Source organism: Pseudomonas sp. PDM30 (assembly GCF_019218985.1).
GTDB classification, from domain to species: Bacteria; Pseudomonadota; Gammaproteobacteria; order Pseudomonadales; family Pseudomonadaceae; genus Aquipseudomonas; species Aquipseudomonas jessenii.
Genome location: NZ_JAHUWM010000014.1, coordinates 68,507 through 84,570 on the forward strand (window position 1 = coordinate 68,507; position 16,064 = coordinate 84,570).

Here is a 16,064-nt window from a genome sequence, read left to right on the forward strand (position 1 = left end):
GATGATTTCCTCAGGCTGTTCTTGTGTGTTTCTTCAGGCAATTCGTTGGTGAACTTGAGGCCGCCATCGCGGGCAAGCCCGCTCCCACAGGGTTCTCGGGTGTTCACAAAACCTGTGGGAGCGGGCTTGCCCGCGATGAGGCCCTCCCTTACACCGCAGTTTTAGCTATTGATGGGCTGGGCCGCATCACACTCAACCCGTAATAAATAATCCCACCCAGCGCCGAGCCGGTGAACCAGCCATAGCTGTAGAACCAGCTGAACGCGTCGCTGCCCAGGGACAGCAGCGTCAGCACCACCGGCACACCAAACGCGATGAACCCGCTCCAGTTCCACGCCGGATACACGTCATCGCGGTACAGGCCGGCGAGGTCCAGTTGCTGCTTCTTGATCAGGAAATAGTCCACCACCATGATCCCGGCGATCGGCCCCAGCAGGCTGGAATAGCCGAGCAGCCAGTTGGAATAGACCGTTTCCAGGCTGAGATCGGAAACGATCAGGCCGAGCTTTTTCAGCAGTTCATGGGCCATCAGCGCCAGTCCGACCAGCCCGGTGAGGATTACCGCTTTGGTCCGGTTGATCGCCTTGGGTGCGATGTTCTGGAAATCGTTGGTGGGCGACACGATGTTGGCCGCGGTGTTGGTCGACAGCGTGGCGATGATGATCAGCGCCATGGCCAGCGCCACCCAGACCGGACTCTGGATATGGCCGATCAGGGTCACCGGGTCGGACACCGTCACCCCCACCAGCTTCACCGAGGCGGCGGTCATCACCACGCCCAGGGAGGCAAACAGGAACATGGTCAGTGGCAAGCCGATGATCTGCCCGACGATCTGGTCCTTCTGGCTTTTCGCATAGCGGCTGAAGTCGGGGATGTTCAGCGACAGCGTGGCCCAGAACCCGACCATCGCGGTCAGCCCGGCCGCGAAGTAACTGGCCACGCCCGCGCCTTCGGGGCGCTTGGCCGGGATCGCCAGCAACTCGGTCATCGACACGTTGGGCATGGCCCACACCAACAACCCAACCCCCACCAGCACTAACAGCGGTGCCGAGAGCGTTTCCAGCCATTTGATCGACTCGGCACCGCGAATCACCACCCACAGGTTCAGCGCCCAGAACACCATGAAGCCGATGACCTCACCGGTGCCGCCCAGGGACTTCCAGCCCTCGAACACCGAGCCGAGGAACAGGTGAATCGCCAGCCCGCCGAACATGGTCTGGATGCCGAACCAGCCACACGCCACCAGGGCGCGGATCAGGCACGGAATGTTGGAACCGAGCACGCCGAAGGACGAGCGCAGCAACACCGGAAAGGGAATACCGTACTTGGTGCCGGGAAAGGCGTTAAGCGTCAGGGGAATCAGCACGATGATGTTGGCAAACAGAATCGCCAGCAGCGCTTCACCGACGGTCAGGCCGAAGTACGCGGTCAGCACGCCACCAAGGGTGTAGGTCGGCACGCAGATCGCCATGCCTACCCACAGCGCGGTGATGTGCCATTTGTTCCAGGTGCGTTCGCGCACCTTGGTCGGTGCAATGTCGTGGTTGTAACGGGGACTGTCGAGGACATCGCTGCCGGCTTCAAGCTCGAACAAGCCGTCGCGCTCGGTCACTTGCGATCTGATCTGTTGCATGGCCGCTCCACTGTTCTTTGAATTATTTTTTGCTCATCGGGGGCTGGCGGCATCAATAAACGTGCCGGGTGCCCCGTTTGCGCATCGGGCAGTTCCATAAACACTCTGTAAGCAACTGATGTTTATCAGTTTTATGCAGTCAACGATGCAGTCCTCAGTTGCATGTCATGCCACTCAGGCCGAATGCCAGACAAGTTGTCCTGACAGTCAGGACTCAATCTGGTGCGTTGATCTTTTTTTCGATGGCTGCGCATCAACCATAGACCATACTCAAACAGCTGATTTCACATAAGAAATCTTGACTATTTTTCGATCCTGTCAAGTGCGTCAAAATGGTGAACGGCCTCACCATTTTGGTGATTCTTGTAATTAATCTTTAAATATCAACTAGTTAATACCTGCATAAGCTTATAAAAAATATTCTTGCCGATTCGGATAACTGCAGCTAGCGTTTAATCCTGACAGCACTGACAGGATTAAATCTGACCGGGCTGTTTTATATAGAACATCTAGAACCGGCATAAACCGGTCATTGCCTGCGAGGAACTCGGAATGTCTCTGTTGATCCGTGGCGCCACCCTTATTACCCATGATGAAAGTTATCGCGCCGATGTGTATTGCGCAGACGGCGTGATCAAGGCCATCGGCGAAAATCTCGATGTACCTGCAGGCGCCGAAGTGCTCGACGGCAGCGGCCAATACCTGATGCCCGGCGGCATCGACCCGCACACCCACATGCAACTGCCCTTCATGGGCACCGTGGCCAGCGAGGACTTCTACAGCGGCACGGCGGCCGGACTGGCCGGCGGCACCACGTCGATCATCGACTTCGTGATTCCCAACCCGCAGCAATCCTTGCTCGAAGCCTTCCATCAGTGGCGCGGCTGGGCCGAGAAGTCGGCGTCGGACTATGGCTTTCACGTCGCCATCACCTGGTGGAGCGAACAGGTCCGCGAGGAAATGGCCGAACTGGTCAGCCAGCACGGCGTCAACAGCTTCAAGCATTTCATGGCCTACAAGAACGCGATCATGGCCGCCGATGACACCCTGGTGGCGAGTTTCGAACGCTGCCTGGAACTGGGCGCGGTGCCGACCGTTCATGCGGAAAACGGTGAACTGGTGTATCACCTGCAACGCAAGCTGATGGCCCAGGGCATCACCGGACCGGAAGCGCATCCGCTGTCGCGGCCTTCACAGGTTGAGGGCGAGGCCGCGAGCCGGGCGATCCGCATCGCCGAAACCCTGGGCACGCCACTGTACCTGGTTCACGTCTCGACCAAGGAAGCCCTGGACGAAATCACCTACGCCCGGGGCAAGGGCCAGCCGGTCTACGGCGAAGTACTGGCCGGGCACCTGCTGCTGGACGACAGCGTCTACCGCGATCCGGACTGGCAAACCGCCGCCGGTTACGTGATGAGCCCGCCTTTCCGCCCTCGCGGCCATCAAGAGGCGCTCTGGCATGGCCTGCAATCGGGCAACCTGCACACCACCGCCACCGACCACTGCTGCTTCTGCGCCGAGCAAAAATCCGCTGGCCGCGACGACTTCAGCAAGATCCCCAACGGCACCGCCGGCATCGAAGACCGCATGGCGGTGTTGTGGGATGAAGGTGTGAACAGCGGACGCTTTTCGATGCAGCAATTCGTCGCGCTGACGTCCACCAACACGGCGAAGATCTTCAACCTCTACCCACGCAAAGGCGCGATTCGTGTGGGTGCCGATGCCGACCTGGTGCTGTGGGACCCGCAAGGCACGCGGACCATTTCCGCCAAGACCCACCATCAGCAGGTGGACTTCAACATCTTCGAAGGCAAGACCGTGCGCGGCGTGCCCAGCCACACCATCAGCCAGGGCCGCGTGGTCTGGGCCGACGGCGACCTGCGGGCCGAACGCGGGGCCGGGCGCTACATCGAACGACCGGCGTATCCGGCGGTGTTTGATTTGCTGAGCAAGCGGGCCGAGTTGAATCAGCCGGTTGCCGTGAAACGCTGAGAGCGGCCTTCGGCCTATCGCGAGCAAGCTCGCTCCCACAGGTTTTGTGAACACCCGAGATCCCTGTGGGAGCGAGCTTGCTCGCGATGAGGCCCGCACAGACAACACAAAAAACAATGCCCATTCAGAGGCAGCACCTCAAATAACCGTGAGGCCAAAACCGTGATCAAGACCCTGGACCACCTCCCGCATCCCGTTGAGAATGCGGTCGCCCTCGCCGGCCACTTCACCGATCTGGCGCCGCCGCTCAACGAGCGCCAGGCGCACCTGGAAGCCTCGCGCTGCCTGTATTGCTACGACGCGCCCTGCGTGAATGCCTGTCCGAGCGAGATCGACATTCCCTCGTTCATCCGCAACATTGCGCAGGACAACGTGCAAGGCGCCGCGCAGAAAATCCTCTCGGCCAACATCCTCGGTGGCAGTTGCGCCCGGGTGTGCCCGACGGAGATTCTTTGCCAGCAGGCCTGCGTGCGCAACAACACTCACGAATGCGCGCCGGTCATGATCGGCCTGTTGCAACGTTACGCCGTGGACAACGCCCATTTCAGCACGCACCCCTTCCAGCGTGCTGCCGCCACCGGCAAACGCATCGCCGTGGTGGGTGCCGGTCCGGCCGGTTTGTCCTGCGCCCACCGCAGTGCCATGCACGGGCATGACGTGGTGATTTTCGAGGCGCGGGAAAAGGCTGGCGGCCTCAACGAGTACGGAATCGCCAAATACAAACTGGTGGATGACTACGCGCAAAAGGAACTTGAGTTCCTGTTGGAGATTGGCGGCATCGAAATCCGCCACGGGCAGAAACTCGGTGAGAACCTGACCCTCAGTGAACTGCAGCAACAGTTCGATGCGGTGTTCCTCGGCCTCGGGCTCAATGCCAGCAAACAGCTAGGGTTGGCCCACGAAGACGCGCCCGGCCTGCTCGCCGCCACCGACTACATCCGTGAACTGCGCCAGGCCGATGACCTGAGCCAACTGCCCCTGGCCGACCACTGCATTGTCCTCGGCGCAGGCAACACCGCCATCGACATGGCGGTGCAAATGGCCCGCCTCGGCGCCCACGATGTGAATCTGGTTTACCGCCGTGGCATCGAGGACATGGGGGCCACCCATCACGAACAGGAGATTGCCAAGGCCAATCAGGTGCGGCTGATGACCTGGGCTCAACCCGAAGAAGTGCTGCTCGATGACCATGGCCGCGTGCGCGGCATGCGTTTCGCCCGCACCCGTCTGGTGGAAGACCGCCTGCAAACCACCGGTGAAACCTTCGAACTGGCCGCCGACGCGATCTTCAAGGCCATCGGCCAGACCTTCGACGGCAGCGCCCTCAGCGATCCGCTGGCCCGAGAACTCAAGCGTCAGGGCGAACGCATCGAAGTCGATGAGCAACTGCGCACCAGCATCCCCGGCGTGTATGCCGGCGGCGACTGCACCAGCCTCGATCAAGACCTTACCGTGCAAGCCGTGCAGCATGGCAAGCGCGCCGCCGAGGCGATCAACGCTCAACTGATGCTCAACGTGGAGGCTGCGTAAATGGCCGATCTGTCGATTGTCTTCGCCGGCATCAAAGCACCCAATCCATTCTGGCTGGCCTCCGCGCCACCGACCGACAAGGCCTACAACGTGGTCCGCGCCTTCGAGGCCGGCTGGGGCGGCGTAGTCTGGAAAACCCTGGGTGAAGACCCGGCGGCGGTGAACGTGTCTTCGCGCTACTCGGCACACTTCGGGGCTAACCGGGAGGTGCTGGGCTTTAACAACATCGAGCTGATCACCGACCGCTCGCTGGAGATCAACCTGCGGGAGATCACCCAGGTCAAAAAGGACTGGCCGGACCGTGCGCTGATCGTGTCCTTGATGGTGCCCTGCGTCGAAGAATCCTGGAAACACATCCTGCCGCTGGTGGAAGCCACTGGCGCCGACGGCATCGAGCTGAACTTCGGTTGCCCCCACGGCATGCCGGAACGCGGCATGGGCGCGGCGGTCGGCCAGGTGCCGGAATACGTGGAACAGGTCACCCGCTGGTGCAAAACGTATTGCTCGCTGCCGGTGATCGTCAAGCTCACGCCGAACATCACCGACATCCGTGTCGCCGCCCGCGCCGCCCACCGTGGTGGTGCCGATGCGGTGTCATTGATCAACACCATCAACTCGATCACCAGCGTTAACCTCGAACGCATGGTCGCCAATCCCATGGTCGGCAGCCAAAGCACCCACGGCGGTTACTGCGGCTCGGCCGTCAAGCCGATTGCCTTGAACATGGTCGCCGAAATCGCCCGCGACCCGCAGACCCAGGGCCTGCCGATCAGCGGCATCGGCGGCATTGGCAACTGGCGCGATGCGGCGGAATTCATCGCGCTCGGCAGTGGCTCGGTGCAGGTCTGCACGGCGGCGATGCTGCATGGCTTCCGGATTGTCGAAGACATGAAGGACGGCTTGTCACGCTGGATGGACAGTCAGGGCTATGCCAGCATTTCGGAGTTTTCCGGTCGCGCGGTGGGCAACACCACGGACTGGAAGTACCTGGACATCAACTACCAGGTGATCGCGAAGATTGATCAGGAGGCTTGTATCGGTTGCGGTCGCTGCCATATCGCTTGTGAGGACACCTCGCACCAGGCCGTGGCCAGCCTCAAGCAAGCGGATGGCACTCACAAGTATCAAGTGATCGATGAGGAGTGTGTGGGATGCAACCTGTGCCAGATCACCTGCCCGGTGCAGGACTGCATCGAGATGGTGCCGGTGGAGACCGGCAAGCCGTTCCTGGACTGGAATCATGATCCGAGGAATCCGTATCACGTCAGCCCTTGAGGCCGGCGGCGTCTGAACTGACGCCTTCGCGAGCAAGCTCGCTCCCACAGTGGATTTGTGTCGTACATCAAACCTGAGTACACCAATGATCCCTGTGGGAGCGAGCTTGCTCGCGATGAGGCTGGCCACTGCAGCACAAATCTCAAGGCGTCAATCCAATCTCTTGCGACTGCACCCAACACTGATATCCCCCTGATCATCGCCAACCCACCTCATTGCCTATCAGTTCTGCTAGTAGACGCTCCGCCGAAAAAATCCGAGGCTGATTCGGTCAATCTGCCGAAGGGAATTCGTCCCATGAAAATACTGCGTCGCTATAAATACGATCCCCTGGACCGCCTGGCGGGATTGCAGGCGCAAGAGCAGGCATTCACACAACGCTTCTATCAAGAGAACGACCTGGTGACGGAACTGGGGGAAGAGGATCAGCAAACGATCCTTCGTCATGGGGAGCAACCCTTGGCGCAACGGCAGACCCTGGCCGGCGCCACTGACACCCTTCTATTGGCAACAGATCAGGCGCATTCGGTATCGCAAACCCTTTCAACGACCCGTCGCGAGCGCATGGCTTACTCCGCGTACGGACACCGTCCGGCTGACAGTGGATTGAGCAGTTTGCTCGGGTTTAACGGTGAATGCCTTGACGGTATTACTGGTCATTATTTGCTAGGGCAAGGGAAGCGGGCTTTTAATCCGGTATTGATGCGATTTAACAGTCCGGATGAGTTGAGTCCTTTTGGTGAAGGTGGGATTAATCCATATGCGTACTGCGGGGGAGATCCGATCAATTTCCAAGACCCGACAGGAAATATTAAATTACGTATTGTTCTAAATCACTTCCAATTGCCAGGTATTGCTAAAAAATCAAATAGCATAGCAAAGCCAGCAACTGGTCCAACCAAGGCAACTATATCAACAGTGGTTCAACCAATCGCACACGCCCCTCAATTTGAGCTTGGCGTGCCAGTAGCAATTCACAAGAGCCAGCTAAAGACCAATCAAAGACCAAGAAAAACTCCATCTAAAAGTACGTTGGATACTAGAAATCTGAAAAACAGGGCTAAAGAATACGATAAATATATTTTTGAAAACCCAGGACACCATCCTACGCCCCCTTCAAAATACCACGATAAACTGAACAGGCGCCGAGGTGAACTTGAAGAGGCTGAAAATCGCAACGCATCGAAAACAGAAATGAATATGCATCGAGTAAACTATCTTCGCGCTCTTCGAACCTTTAAAGCTCAGGCAATTAAAGCAATTGATCTGACAGCGAAAAAAGTTCGAACCTCATGAAGTAAAACACAACTCACCATTAACTAAGTTGCTTACCCCTTCGCCGACGCTTCTAGGGCTCCAACCCAATCCCCCGCAAAATCACACTAGTCACCGTCTGCACCGCTTTCTCGAACTGCATGTCCGACAGCGGCTGATGGTCGTTGAGAATGTTCACCTGGTGATCGAAGTCGGCGTAGTGCTGGGTCGAGGCCCAGATCATGTACAGCAGGCTCGAGGGCTCCACCGGCAGGATGCGTTTGTCGTCCACCCACTGGCGGATTTTCGCTTCCTTCATCTTGGCCCAGTCGTACAGGCTCGCATCCAGCGCTTCGCCGAGGGTCGGCGCGCCATGGATGATTTCGTTGGCCCAGACTTTCGAGCCATAGGGCCGGCTGCGGGAATGGTTCATCTTGGCGCGGATGTAGCTGCTGAGCACCACACGCGGGTCATCGAACATCTCGAAGCACAGCGCATCCTGCTTCCAGACTTCCAGCAAATCGAACAGCACCGCGCTGTACAGTTCGGTCTTGGTGCTGAAGTAGTAGTGCAGGTTGGAGCGCGGCAGTTGTACTTCAGCGGCTATGTCGGCCATGGCGGTGCTGCCAAAGCCCTTTTCAGCGAAGACTTTTTCCGCCCCCAGCAGGATTTTTTCGACGTTACTGCGACGAATCTCGATCTTGTGATTGCCCATGCGGATCCCCGACAACAACGTTGAGCAAGACTAGCATCCGCTCTGGATCGCGGCGACAGGGGAAAACGAAACTTCGTGCAGCCACTGTCGTAAAGCTAAACTCTGCGCACTTGGAAACTGCCTGAGGTACCCACGATGTTGCTCAAGAAAACCCTGACCGTCGCGGCCCTGCTCGGCTCGCTGCTCGCTGCTTCTTCGGTGTTTGCCCACGCCCACCTGAAAAGCCAGACCCCGGCGGCCGACAGCACCGTGGCCGCGCCGGCGCAATTGCGCCTGGAGTTCTCCGAGGGTATCGAGGCCAGTTTCACCAAAGTCACGCTGACCCGGGATGGCGCACCGGTGGCGGTCAACGCGCTGACCACCGAAGGCAGCGACAAAAAGACCCTAATCGTCACCCCGGCCGGGCCGTTGACCGCCGGCGCCTACAAAGTCGAATGGCACGCCGTGTCCGTCGACACCCACAAAAGCGAAGGTGCCTACGCCTTCAAGGTAGGCCAGTAATTCATGGCGAGCGCGCTGGTGCTGTGCCGCTTCCTGCATTTCATCGTGGTGTTGATGCTGTTCGGGGGCTGGTTGTTCAGGCCGTTGCTATCAAGTGGCGAAACCGCACTGGATCAGCGGCTGGTGCGGACCTGCCATTGGCTGGCGGTAGTGGCGCTGGTCAGCGGGGTCTGCTGGTTGTTGCTGATTACCGCGAGCATGGCCGGGGCCTGGGGCGCGGCCTTCGATCCGTCAACCCTGCGTCTGGTGCTGGGCAATACCTTTTTTGGTCAGGTCTGGCGCTGGCATTTGCTGATTAACATGGCCTTGCTGGCATTGTTGCTGACGCCTCTACGCGCCAGCCTTGCGCTGCGTCTGATCCTCAGCGGCCTGCTGCTGGCCACCCTGGCCCCGGTCGGCCACGGCGCCATGCTCGATGGCACCGCAGGCCAGTTGCTGATCTTCAATCAACTCATTCACTTGATCTGCGTGGGAGCCTGGCTCGGCGGCTTGATGCTGTTGGTGATGATATTGCGAGAACCCGAGGCGCATTCGATCCGCGTGATGTTGCAGCGCTTCAGCGGCGTCGGTTACGGCCTGGTCGCCGGGCTGCTGATCACCGGGCTGATCAATGTACGGGTGCTCACCGGGGCGTTCTGGCCGACGCCGTTGTTCAGCGGGTTCGCCTTGATCCTGTTGATCAAGGCTACGTTGGTGGCGACGATGCTGGGCCTGGCGTTGTTCAATCGCTTGCGGATCAATGATTGTGAGCAGCGTCTGCAGATATTGCACGCCAGCGTGATGCTGGAGTGGATGCTGGGGCTTGGCGCAGTGGCGGCGGTTTCTTTACTCGGCACGCTGCCGCCGATGATTTCCAGCTGACAATTCAATCCCTTGTGGGAGCGAGCTTTTGTGGCGAGGGGGCTTGCCCCCGTTCGGCTGCGCAGCAGTCGTAAATATAAACTCCTCGATATGCCTGAAAGTCGTAGGGGCCGCTTCGCGACCCAACGGGGGCAAGCCCCCTCGCCACAGGGAACGGTGCAAGCCTTGAAAATCACACAGCAGGTCAACATGTCGCTAACACTGATCGAACTTGAAGACGAATTCACCCGCCTCACCCTCGCACCGGGGCTTGGCGCCAGCATCGTCAACTGGACGGTGCGCAGCACCGGACAGCCCTTGTTGCGGCACGCCGATGAGCACGCCCTGAATACCGGCCTGCCCGGCAAACTCGGCTGCTTTCCCTTGATCCCCTGGTCCAACCGCATCGCCGATGGCGGTTTCGATTGCCCCGATGGCTGGCTGGCACTGGCGCCCAACAGCCTCACCGATCCCCTGCCGATTCACGGCAGCGCCTGGCAGCAGGCGTGGGACGTGGTTTCCCGGTCGGAAAATGAAGTGGTCCTGCAGCTCGACAGCACAGCCCCCTTCGCTTATCGCGCCCGGCAACGTTTCCATTTGAGCGCGGGCAAGCTGAGCATCGAACTGCACGTCACACACCTGGCCGAGCACGCTGCGTGGCATGGCCTGGGATTGCATCCGTATCTGCCGCGCACCGCGAACACCCGACTACAGGCACCCGCCCGGCATGTGTGGTTGTGCGACAGGGAAAAACTGCCGACAGAACTCAGCGCATTGCCGCTCGAGTGGGATTTCCAGCAACTGAAGGTATTGCCCGAATTGCTGGTGGACAACGGCTTCTGCGAATGGAACGGTCACTGCCTGATCGAGCAAGCGGATCTTGGTTACACGCTCGACTGCCAGGCCACCGGCAGCGATTACTACCTGCTGTACTGCCCCGTGGGCCTGGAGTTTTTCTGCATCGAACCGGTGAGCCATCCGGTCAACGCGCACCACCTGCCCGGTCGGCCGGGGTTGCGTTTGCTGGAACAGGGCCAATCCACCGAACTGGGTTTCACCCTGCAGTATCGACCGCTTCAGGCAGATGTTCCCAACAGTTGACTCAACACTGCTCGCAACTTGCCGGGCTTCACCGGTTTGTTCAGCAAGGGTGCATTGAGCCGCTGCAACGCTCGCCGACAATGGTCGGTGCGGTCGGCGGTAATGATCACCGCGGGAATGTCCTGGTGGAAATGCTCACGCAAATGTCGCACCACATCACAGCCGACCACCCCGTGATCGAGGTGGTAATCCGCGAGAATCAGCTCCGGCGCCTGTCCGCGTAACGCTGCCAGTGCAGCCGCTTCATCGGTGGCGACCAGAACGTCGCAGCCCCACTGCCCGAGCAACGCGCCCATGCTTTCGAGAATGCTCACTTCGTTGTCGATCACCAGTAAACGGCGGCCCGGCAGCGGATTGCCGGTGCCCGGTTGTGGTACCGCCTGGCTCACGGGCAACGGAACCTCGTCGGATATCGGCACCTCGATGCTGAACATCGAACCCCGCCCCGGCAACGAGTACACGCCGACTTTATAGCCAAGGATCTTGGCGATGCGCTCGACAATCGCCAGCCCCAGACCCACGCCCTTGCGGTCGGCGGCGCGACCGACATCCAGTTGGTTGAACTCGAGGAAGATCGAATCGAGCCGGTCGGCGGCGATGCCACGCCCGGTGTCCCAGACCTCCAGGCGCAGCATCTCGCCCCGACGCCTTACCGCCAGCAGGATGCTGCCTTCATCGGTGTAGCGGCAGGCATTGCTGAGGAAGTTGCGCAGGATCCGCGTCATCAGGCGCAAGTCGGTGCTGATGGCGTAATCGGCCATGCGCACCCGCAGGTTCAAGCCGGCCGCCTGGGCAACGGACTGGAACTCCGACACCAGCGGCCCAAGCAGTTCGTCGAGGCGGTACGACGCGATGTCCGGCTTGACCGCGGCCTGATCGAGCCGGGAAATGTCGAGCAGATCCGTCAACAGGTCTTCGGCCCCTTCCAGGGCCTGGTGAGTGCGCTCCACCAGCACCTGTTCGGCTTCCGGCAATTGGCGTTCGCGCAAGGTCGAAACCAGCAACCGCGCGGCGTTCAGCGGTTGCAGCAGGTCGTGGCTGGCGGCGGCGAGGTATTTGTCCTTGCTGTGATTGGCGGCCTCGGCGGCATCGCGGGCATCGCGCAAGGCCTTGGCGATCTGTTTACGCTGGGTGATCTGCTGCTGAAGGTTACGGTTGGCTTCGAGCAGTTCATTGGTGCGCGCGACGACGCGCAGCTCCAGTTCGTCATTGAGTTGCTGCAGGCGTTGCTGAGCCTGTTTGCGCTCGGTGATATCGGAAACGAACCCCTCCACCAGGCCTTCCTGGCCAGGTTTGAGCAGCAGGTTCATCAACACATCGAGATGGCTGCCGTCCTTGCGGCGCAAGCGGGTTTCATAGCCGTGCAGGCTACGCTGGTGCCTGAGGATCTCGCCGATGTTTTCCAGCTCCTGCGCGCCGTCGACAAACAGGGCGCCGGCCATGTCGGTCAGGGAGAACAGCACCTCCTGCGGGTCCTGATAGCCAAGCATGCGTGCCAGCGCCGGGTTGGCGGCACGCATGCCATCGTGCAGGCTGGCCTGGAAGATCCCGTGCACCGCGTTTTCGAACAGCCACTTGTAGCGGTTACGCTCGGCTTCCAGATCATCCAGGCGCGCGGCCAGTTCCGGGTAATGACTCTTGCGCGCCGAATGGCTGCCCAGCCCCAGCAGCCCGGCCAGGGCGCGTTGTTGCTCGTCAGAGGGCTTCGCCATAGACGACCTCGACATCACGCTGGCTTGATTCGCGCGGGTTGGTCAGGATGCACGGATCATGCATCGCATGCTGCGACAGGAACGGAATGTCCGAGGTCCTGACGCCATGCAAACCGAGGGTTTCGTGAAAGCCGATGGCGTGCTTGAGGGCGATCAGGTGTTCGACCAGGCGCCCACAGATCTGCCGGTGATTCAGGCCTCGGCAGTCGATGCCGAAGGTCTCGGCGATCACCTTGAAGCGCTCCGGTGCCGAGTTGTAATTGAAGGCCACCACATGCTCGACGAGCACCGCGTTGCACAGGCCGTGGGGCAGGTCCAGAAAGCCGCCGAGGCTGTGGGACATGGCATGCACGGCGCCCAGGATGGCGTTGGAAAACGCCAGCCCGGCCTGCATGCTGCCGAGCATGATCTTCTCGCGCAGGGCGATGTCGGTCGGGTTGGCGATCATTTGCACCAGATTGCCATTGATCAGGCGCATCGCCTCCAGCGCATGGGGGTCGGTCAACGGCCCGTGGCCGGTGGACACGAAGGCTTCGATGGCATGCACCAGCGCGTCGATGCCGGTACAGGCCGACAGGAACGGGTCCATGCTCAGGGTGGTTTCCGGGTCGATCAGCGAAACGTCCGGCACCACGGCCTTGCTGACGATGGAGAACTTCATGCGCTCCTGCTGATTGGAAATGATCACGAATTGCGAGACATCGGCCGAGGTGCCGGCGGTGGTCGGAATCAGGATCAGCGGCGGGCTGGGCACGCGGATGGTGTCCACGCCCTCGAAATCGAGAATGCTGCGGCCATGGGCGACGACGATGCCGATGCCTTTGCCGCAGTCCATCGGGCTGCCACCACCGACGGCGACGATCACGTCGCAGTGGTTTTCCCGGTACATCTCGGCACCGAGCATCACCTCTTCGACCCGTGGGTTGGGCGAGACATCGCTGTACAGGCAGTATTCGATGCCCAGCGCTTGCAGGCTGGCCTCGACATCGGCGACCCAGCCGGCGGCGATCACGCCGGGATCGCTGACCACCAGCACCTTGCGTGCGCCAAAGGTCTTGGCGTAATTGCCGACACTGTGCCGGCTACCGGCACCGAAGATGATTTCAGGGGAAACGAACTTGCGCAGCTGGTTGAGACTCTGGCTCATTGGAAAGCCTGTTTTTATTGTTTTGGAAGGTAGAAACCACACTAAACCATCCAGCTGCGAATGCAATCAGACCAAGGTCATCCGCCCTATTCTGCGAACGCCGCAGACCCCCTGTGGGAGCGAGCTTGCTCGCGATAGCTGCATCACAGTCGACATCAATGTTGATTGTGCCGACCTCATCGCGAGCAAGCTCGCTCCCACAGGGGATTTATGTCGCCAGACTAACCGCGATAGATCAGCTGTGAAGTCTTCGCATTGCGCAGCGTCAGGTGTTCGATCCCCAACCCTGGCGCCTCGGCTTCTTCGCGGGCCTTGAGGATCACGCCGTGGTGTGGCGACTTGCTGCACACCGGGTCGGCATTGCTGGCATCGCCAGTCAGCATGAAAGCCTGGCAGCGGCACCCGCCCAGGTCCTTGTGCTTTTCATCGCAGGAGCGGCACGGCTCCTTCATCCACTCATCGCCGCGAAAACGATTGAAGCCGAACGAGTCGTTCCAGATGTGCGAGAGGCTGTGCTCGCGCACGTTGGGAAACGCTACCGGCAACTGCCGGGCGCTGTGGCAAGGCAAGGCCGTGCCGTCGGGGGTGATGTCAAGAAACAGGTTGGCCCAGCCGTTCATGCAGGTCTTGGGGCGTTCCTCGTAGTAGTCCGGGGTGACGAAGATCAACTTGCACGGGTGGCCCTGAGCTTCAAGCCGCTGGCGATACTCGTTGGTGATGCGCTCGGCACGCTGCAATTGTTCCCGTGTGGGCAACAGGCCGACGCGGTTGAGTTCAGCCCAGCCATAGAACTGGCACGTGGCCAATTCGACGAAATCCGCTTCCAGCTCCAGGCACAACTCGATGATCTGCGCGATCCGGTCGATGTTGTGCCGATGGGTGACGAAGTTCAGCACCATCGGATAGCCCTGGGCTTTCACCGCACGGGCCATGGCGAGTTTCTGGGCAAAGGCCTTGCGCGAGCCGGCCAGCATGTTGTTCACCGCTTCGTCGGCGGCCTGGAAGCTGATCTGGATATGGTCCAGCCCGGCCACCTTGAAGTCGCGCACCTTCTGCTCGGTCAAGCCGATGCCCGAAGTGATCAAATTGGTGTAGTAGCCCATGTCCCGGGCGGCCTTGATCAACTCGGCGAGGTCCTGACGTACCAGCGGCTCGCCACCGGAAAAGCCCAATTGCGCGGCGCCCATGTCCCGCGCTTCGCGGAATACGCGGATCCATTCTTCCGTGCTCAGTTCCTCGCCGTGCCTGGCAAAGTCCAACGGATTGGAGCAATAGGGGCACTGCAACGGACAGCGGTAAGTCAGCTCGGCGAGCAGCCACAGCGGCGGTCCGGGCAGCGTCTCACTCGATCCAGAATTGCGCATGGGCCACCTCCAGAAACGCCAGCACGTCTTCGTCGATCCCGGGTACGCCGGGGAAATTCGCGCTCAATCGATCAATGATCGTCGCCACGCTGCGCTGACCATCCACCAGGTCAAGAATCTGCCCGGCGCTGCTGTTGAGCTTGATCATGCCTTCGGGGTACAGCAGCACGTAGCAATCCTGACGGGGCTCCCATTGCAGACGAAAACCACGACGCAAGGCCGGTGACTGCTGGCGATTGATCAGGCTCACAGGGCGATCCCCCGGTGCCAGACGTTGTCGCCGGTGACCGTGTGATAAGGCGGGCGTGCAAGTTCGTAGGCCATGCTCATGGCATCGAGCATGCTCCACAGCACGTCGAGCTTGAATTGCAGGATCTCCAGCATGCGTTGTTGCCCCTCGGCCGTCACGTAGTGCGCCAGGGTAATGCGCAAGCCATGCTCGACATCGCGCCGCGCCTGACTCAGGCGCGTGCGGAAATAGTCGTAGCCGGCGACGTCGATCCACGGGTAATGGGTCGGCCAGGCGTCGAGTCGCGACTGATGGATCTGTGGGGCAAAGAGTTCGGTCAGCGAACTGCTGGCCGCTTCCTGCCAGCAGGCGCGACGGGCGAAATTGACATAGGCGTCCACCGCGAACCGCACCCCGGGCAACACCAGCTCCTGGGAGAGGATCTGCTCGCGATCCAGGCCCACGGCTTCGCCCAGTCGCAGCCAGGCTTCGATTCCGCCCTCGCTGCCGGGGACGCCGTCGTGGTCGAGAATCCGTTGCAGCCACTCCCGGCGCACATCGCGGTCCGGGCAGTTAGCCAGGATGGCAGCGTCTTTCAGGGGGATGTTGACCTGGTAATAGAAGCGATTGGCGACCCAGCCCTGGATCTGCTCGCGGCTGGCGCGTCCGGCGTACATCGCTTGGTGGAAGGGATGGTGGATATGGTAGTAGGCGCCCTTGGCGCGCAGGGCGGCTTCGAATTCTGTGGGGGACATGGGGGTGTCAGTCATT

The 16,064-nt window shown here is 60.4% G+C and carries 14 protein-coding genes; 7 read left to right on the plus strand and 7 right to left on the minus strand.

Going from position 1 to position 16,064, the window contains the following annotated elements; translation table 11 throughout:
- Positions 1 to 148: 148 nt before the first annotated feature.
- Positions 149 to 1,633: an NCS1 family nucleobase:cation symporter-1 gene (locus KW840_RS26085; protein ID WP_057715182.1), complete on the minus strand. Its 1,485-nt coding sequence runs from the start codon at positions 1,631 to 1,633 to the stop codon at positions 149 to 151.
- A 552-nt stretch (positions 1,634 to 2,185) separates the two neighbouring features.
- Here KW840_RS26085 and hydA point away from each other — a divergent pair.
- From hydA to KW840_RS26105, 4 genes are all read left to right on the plus strand, one after another.
- Entirely contained in the window at positions 2,186 to 3,625 is a 1,440-nt protein-coding gene (gene hydA / locus KW840_RS26090; RefSeq protein ID WP_218498240.1) for a dihydropyrimidinase, read from the plus strand.
- A 162-nt stretch (positions 3,626 to 3,787) separates the two neighbouring features.
- Positions 3,788 to 5,155 (plus strand): NAD(P)-dependent oxidoreductase, encoded by a 1,368-nt coding sequence (locus tag KW840_RS26095; RefSeq protein ID WP_218498241.1) that lies wholly within the window; start codon positions 3,788 to 3,790, stop codon positions 5,153 to 5,155.
- Positions 5,156 to 6,430 (plus strand): NAD-dependent dihydropyrimidine dehydrogenase subunit PreA, encoded by a 1,275-nt coding sequence (gene preA / locus KW840_RS26100; RefSeq protein ID WP_102672357.1) that lies wholly within the window; start codon positions 5,156 to 5,158, stop codon positions 6,428 to 6,430.
- Positions 6,431 to 6,727: 297 nt separating this feature from the next.
- Positions 6,728 to 7,726 (plus strand): RHS repeat-associated core domain-containing protein, encoded by a 999-nt coding sequence (locus tag KW840_RS26105; RefSeq protein ID WP_218498242.1) that lies wholly within the window; start codon positions 6,728 to 6,730, stop codon positions 7,724 to 7,726.
- A gap of 52 nt (positions 7,727 to 7,778) precedes the next feature.
- On the opposite strand, the gene KW840_RS26110 is transcribed toward KW840_RS26105, so the two are convergent.
- Complete coding sequence (locus tag KW840_RS26110) at positions 7,779 to 8,399, minus strand: TetR/AcrR family transcriptional regulator (protein WP_008046717.1); 621 nt, start codon at positions 8,397 to 8,399, stop codon at positions 7,779 to 7,781.
- Between the two features lie 135 nt (positions 8,400 to 8,534).
- Between KW840_RS26110 and copC the strand changes: the two genes are divergently transcribed.
- The 3 genes from copC (at position 8,535) to KW840_RS26125 (ending at position 10,841) form a co-directional block, all read left to right on the plus strand.
- Positions 8,535 to 8,900: a copper homeostasis periplasmic binding protein CopC gene (gene copC, locus KW840_RS26115; protein ID WP_218498243.1), complete on the plus strand. Its 366-nt coding sequence runs from the start codon at positions 8,535 to 8,537 to the stop codon at positions 8,898 to 8,900.
- A 3-nt stretch (positions 8,901 to 8,903) separates the two neighbouring features.
- Entirely contained in the window at positions 8,904 to 9,761 is an 858-nt protein-coding gene (gene copD, locus KW840_RS26120; RefSeq protein ID WP_218498244.1) for a copper homeostasis membrane protein CopD, read from the plus strand.
- Positions 9,762 to 9,950: 189 nt separating this feature from the next.
- Positions 9,951 to 10,841 carry an aldose 1-epimerase gene (locus tag KW840_RS26125; RefSeq protein ID WP_218498245.1) on the plus strand — a complete coding sequence of 297 codons (891 nt, stop codon included), beginning with the start codon at positions 9,951 to 9,953 and terminating at the stop codon, positions 10,839 to 10,841.
- Here the strand turns inward: KW840_RS26125 and KW840_RS26130 are convergent.
- The 5 genes from KW840_RS26130 to pqqC form a co-directional block, all read right to left on the minus strand.
- Entirely contained in the window at positions 10,817 to 12,553 is a 1,737-nt protein-coding gene (locus KW840_RS26130; RefSeq protein WP_218498246.1) for a NahK/ErcS family hybrid sensor histidine kinase/response regulator, read from the minus strand. The genes KW840_RS26125 and KW840_RS26130 overlap by 25 nt on opposite strands.
- A complete protein-coding gene (gene ercA, locus KW840_RS26135; protein WP_057715188.1) occupies positions 12,537 to 13,700 on the minus strand; it encodes an alcohol dehydrogenase-like regulatory protein ErcA in 1,164 nt (387 codons plus the stop codon). Before ercA ends, KW840_RS26130 begins: the two co-directional genes overlap by 17 nt.
- A gap of 221 nt (positions 13,701 to 13,921) precedes the next feature.
- Entirely contained in the window at positions 13,922 to 15,064 is a 1,143-nt protein-coding gene (gene pqqE, locus KW840_RS26140; RefSeq protein ID WP_218498247.1) for a pyrroloquinoline quinone biosynthesis protein PqqE, read from the minus strand.
- Positions 15,042 to 15,314 (minus strand): pyrroloquinoline quinone biosynthesis peptide chaperone PqqD, encoded by a 273-nt coding sequence (pqqD, locus tag KW840_RS26145; protein WP_218498248.1) that lies wholly within the window; start codon positions 15,312 to 15,314, stop codon positions 15,042 to 15,044. Before pqqD ends, pqqE begins: the two co-directional genes overlap by 23 nt.
- A complete protein-coding gene (gene pqqC, locus KW840_RS26150) occupies positions 15,311 to 16,063 on the minus strand; it encodes a pyrroloquinoline-quinone synthase PqqC (RefSeq protein WP_057715191.1) in 753 nt (250 codons plus the stop codon). The genes pqqD and pqqC overlap by 4 nt, the downstream gene beginning before the upstream one ends.
- Position 16,064 lies beyond the last annotated feature (1 nt).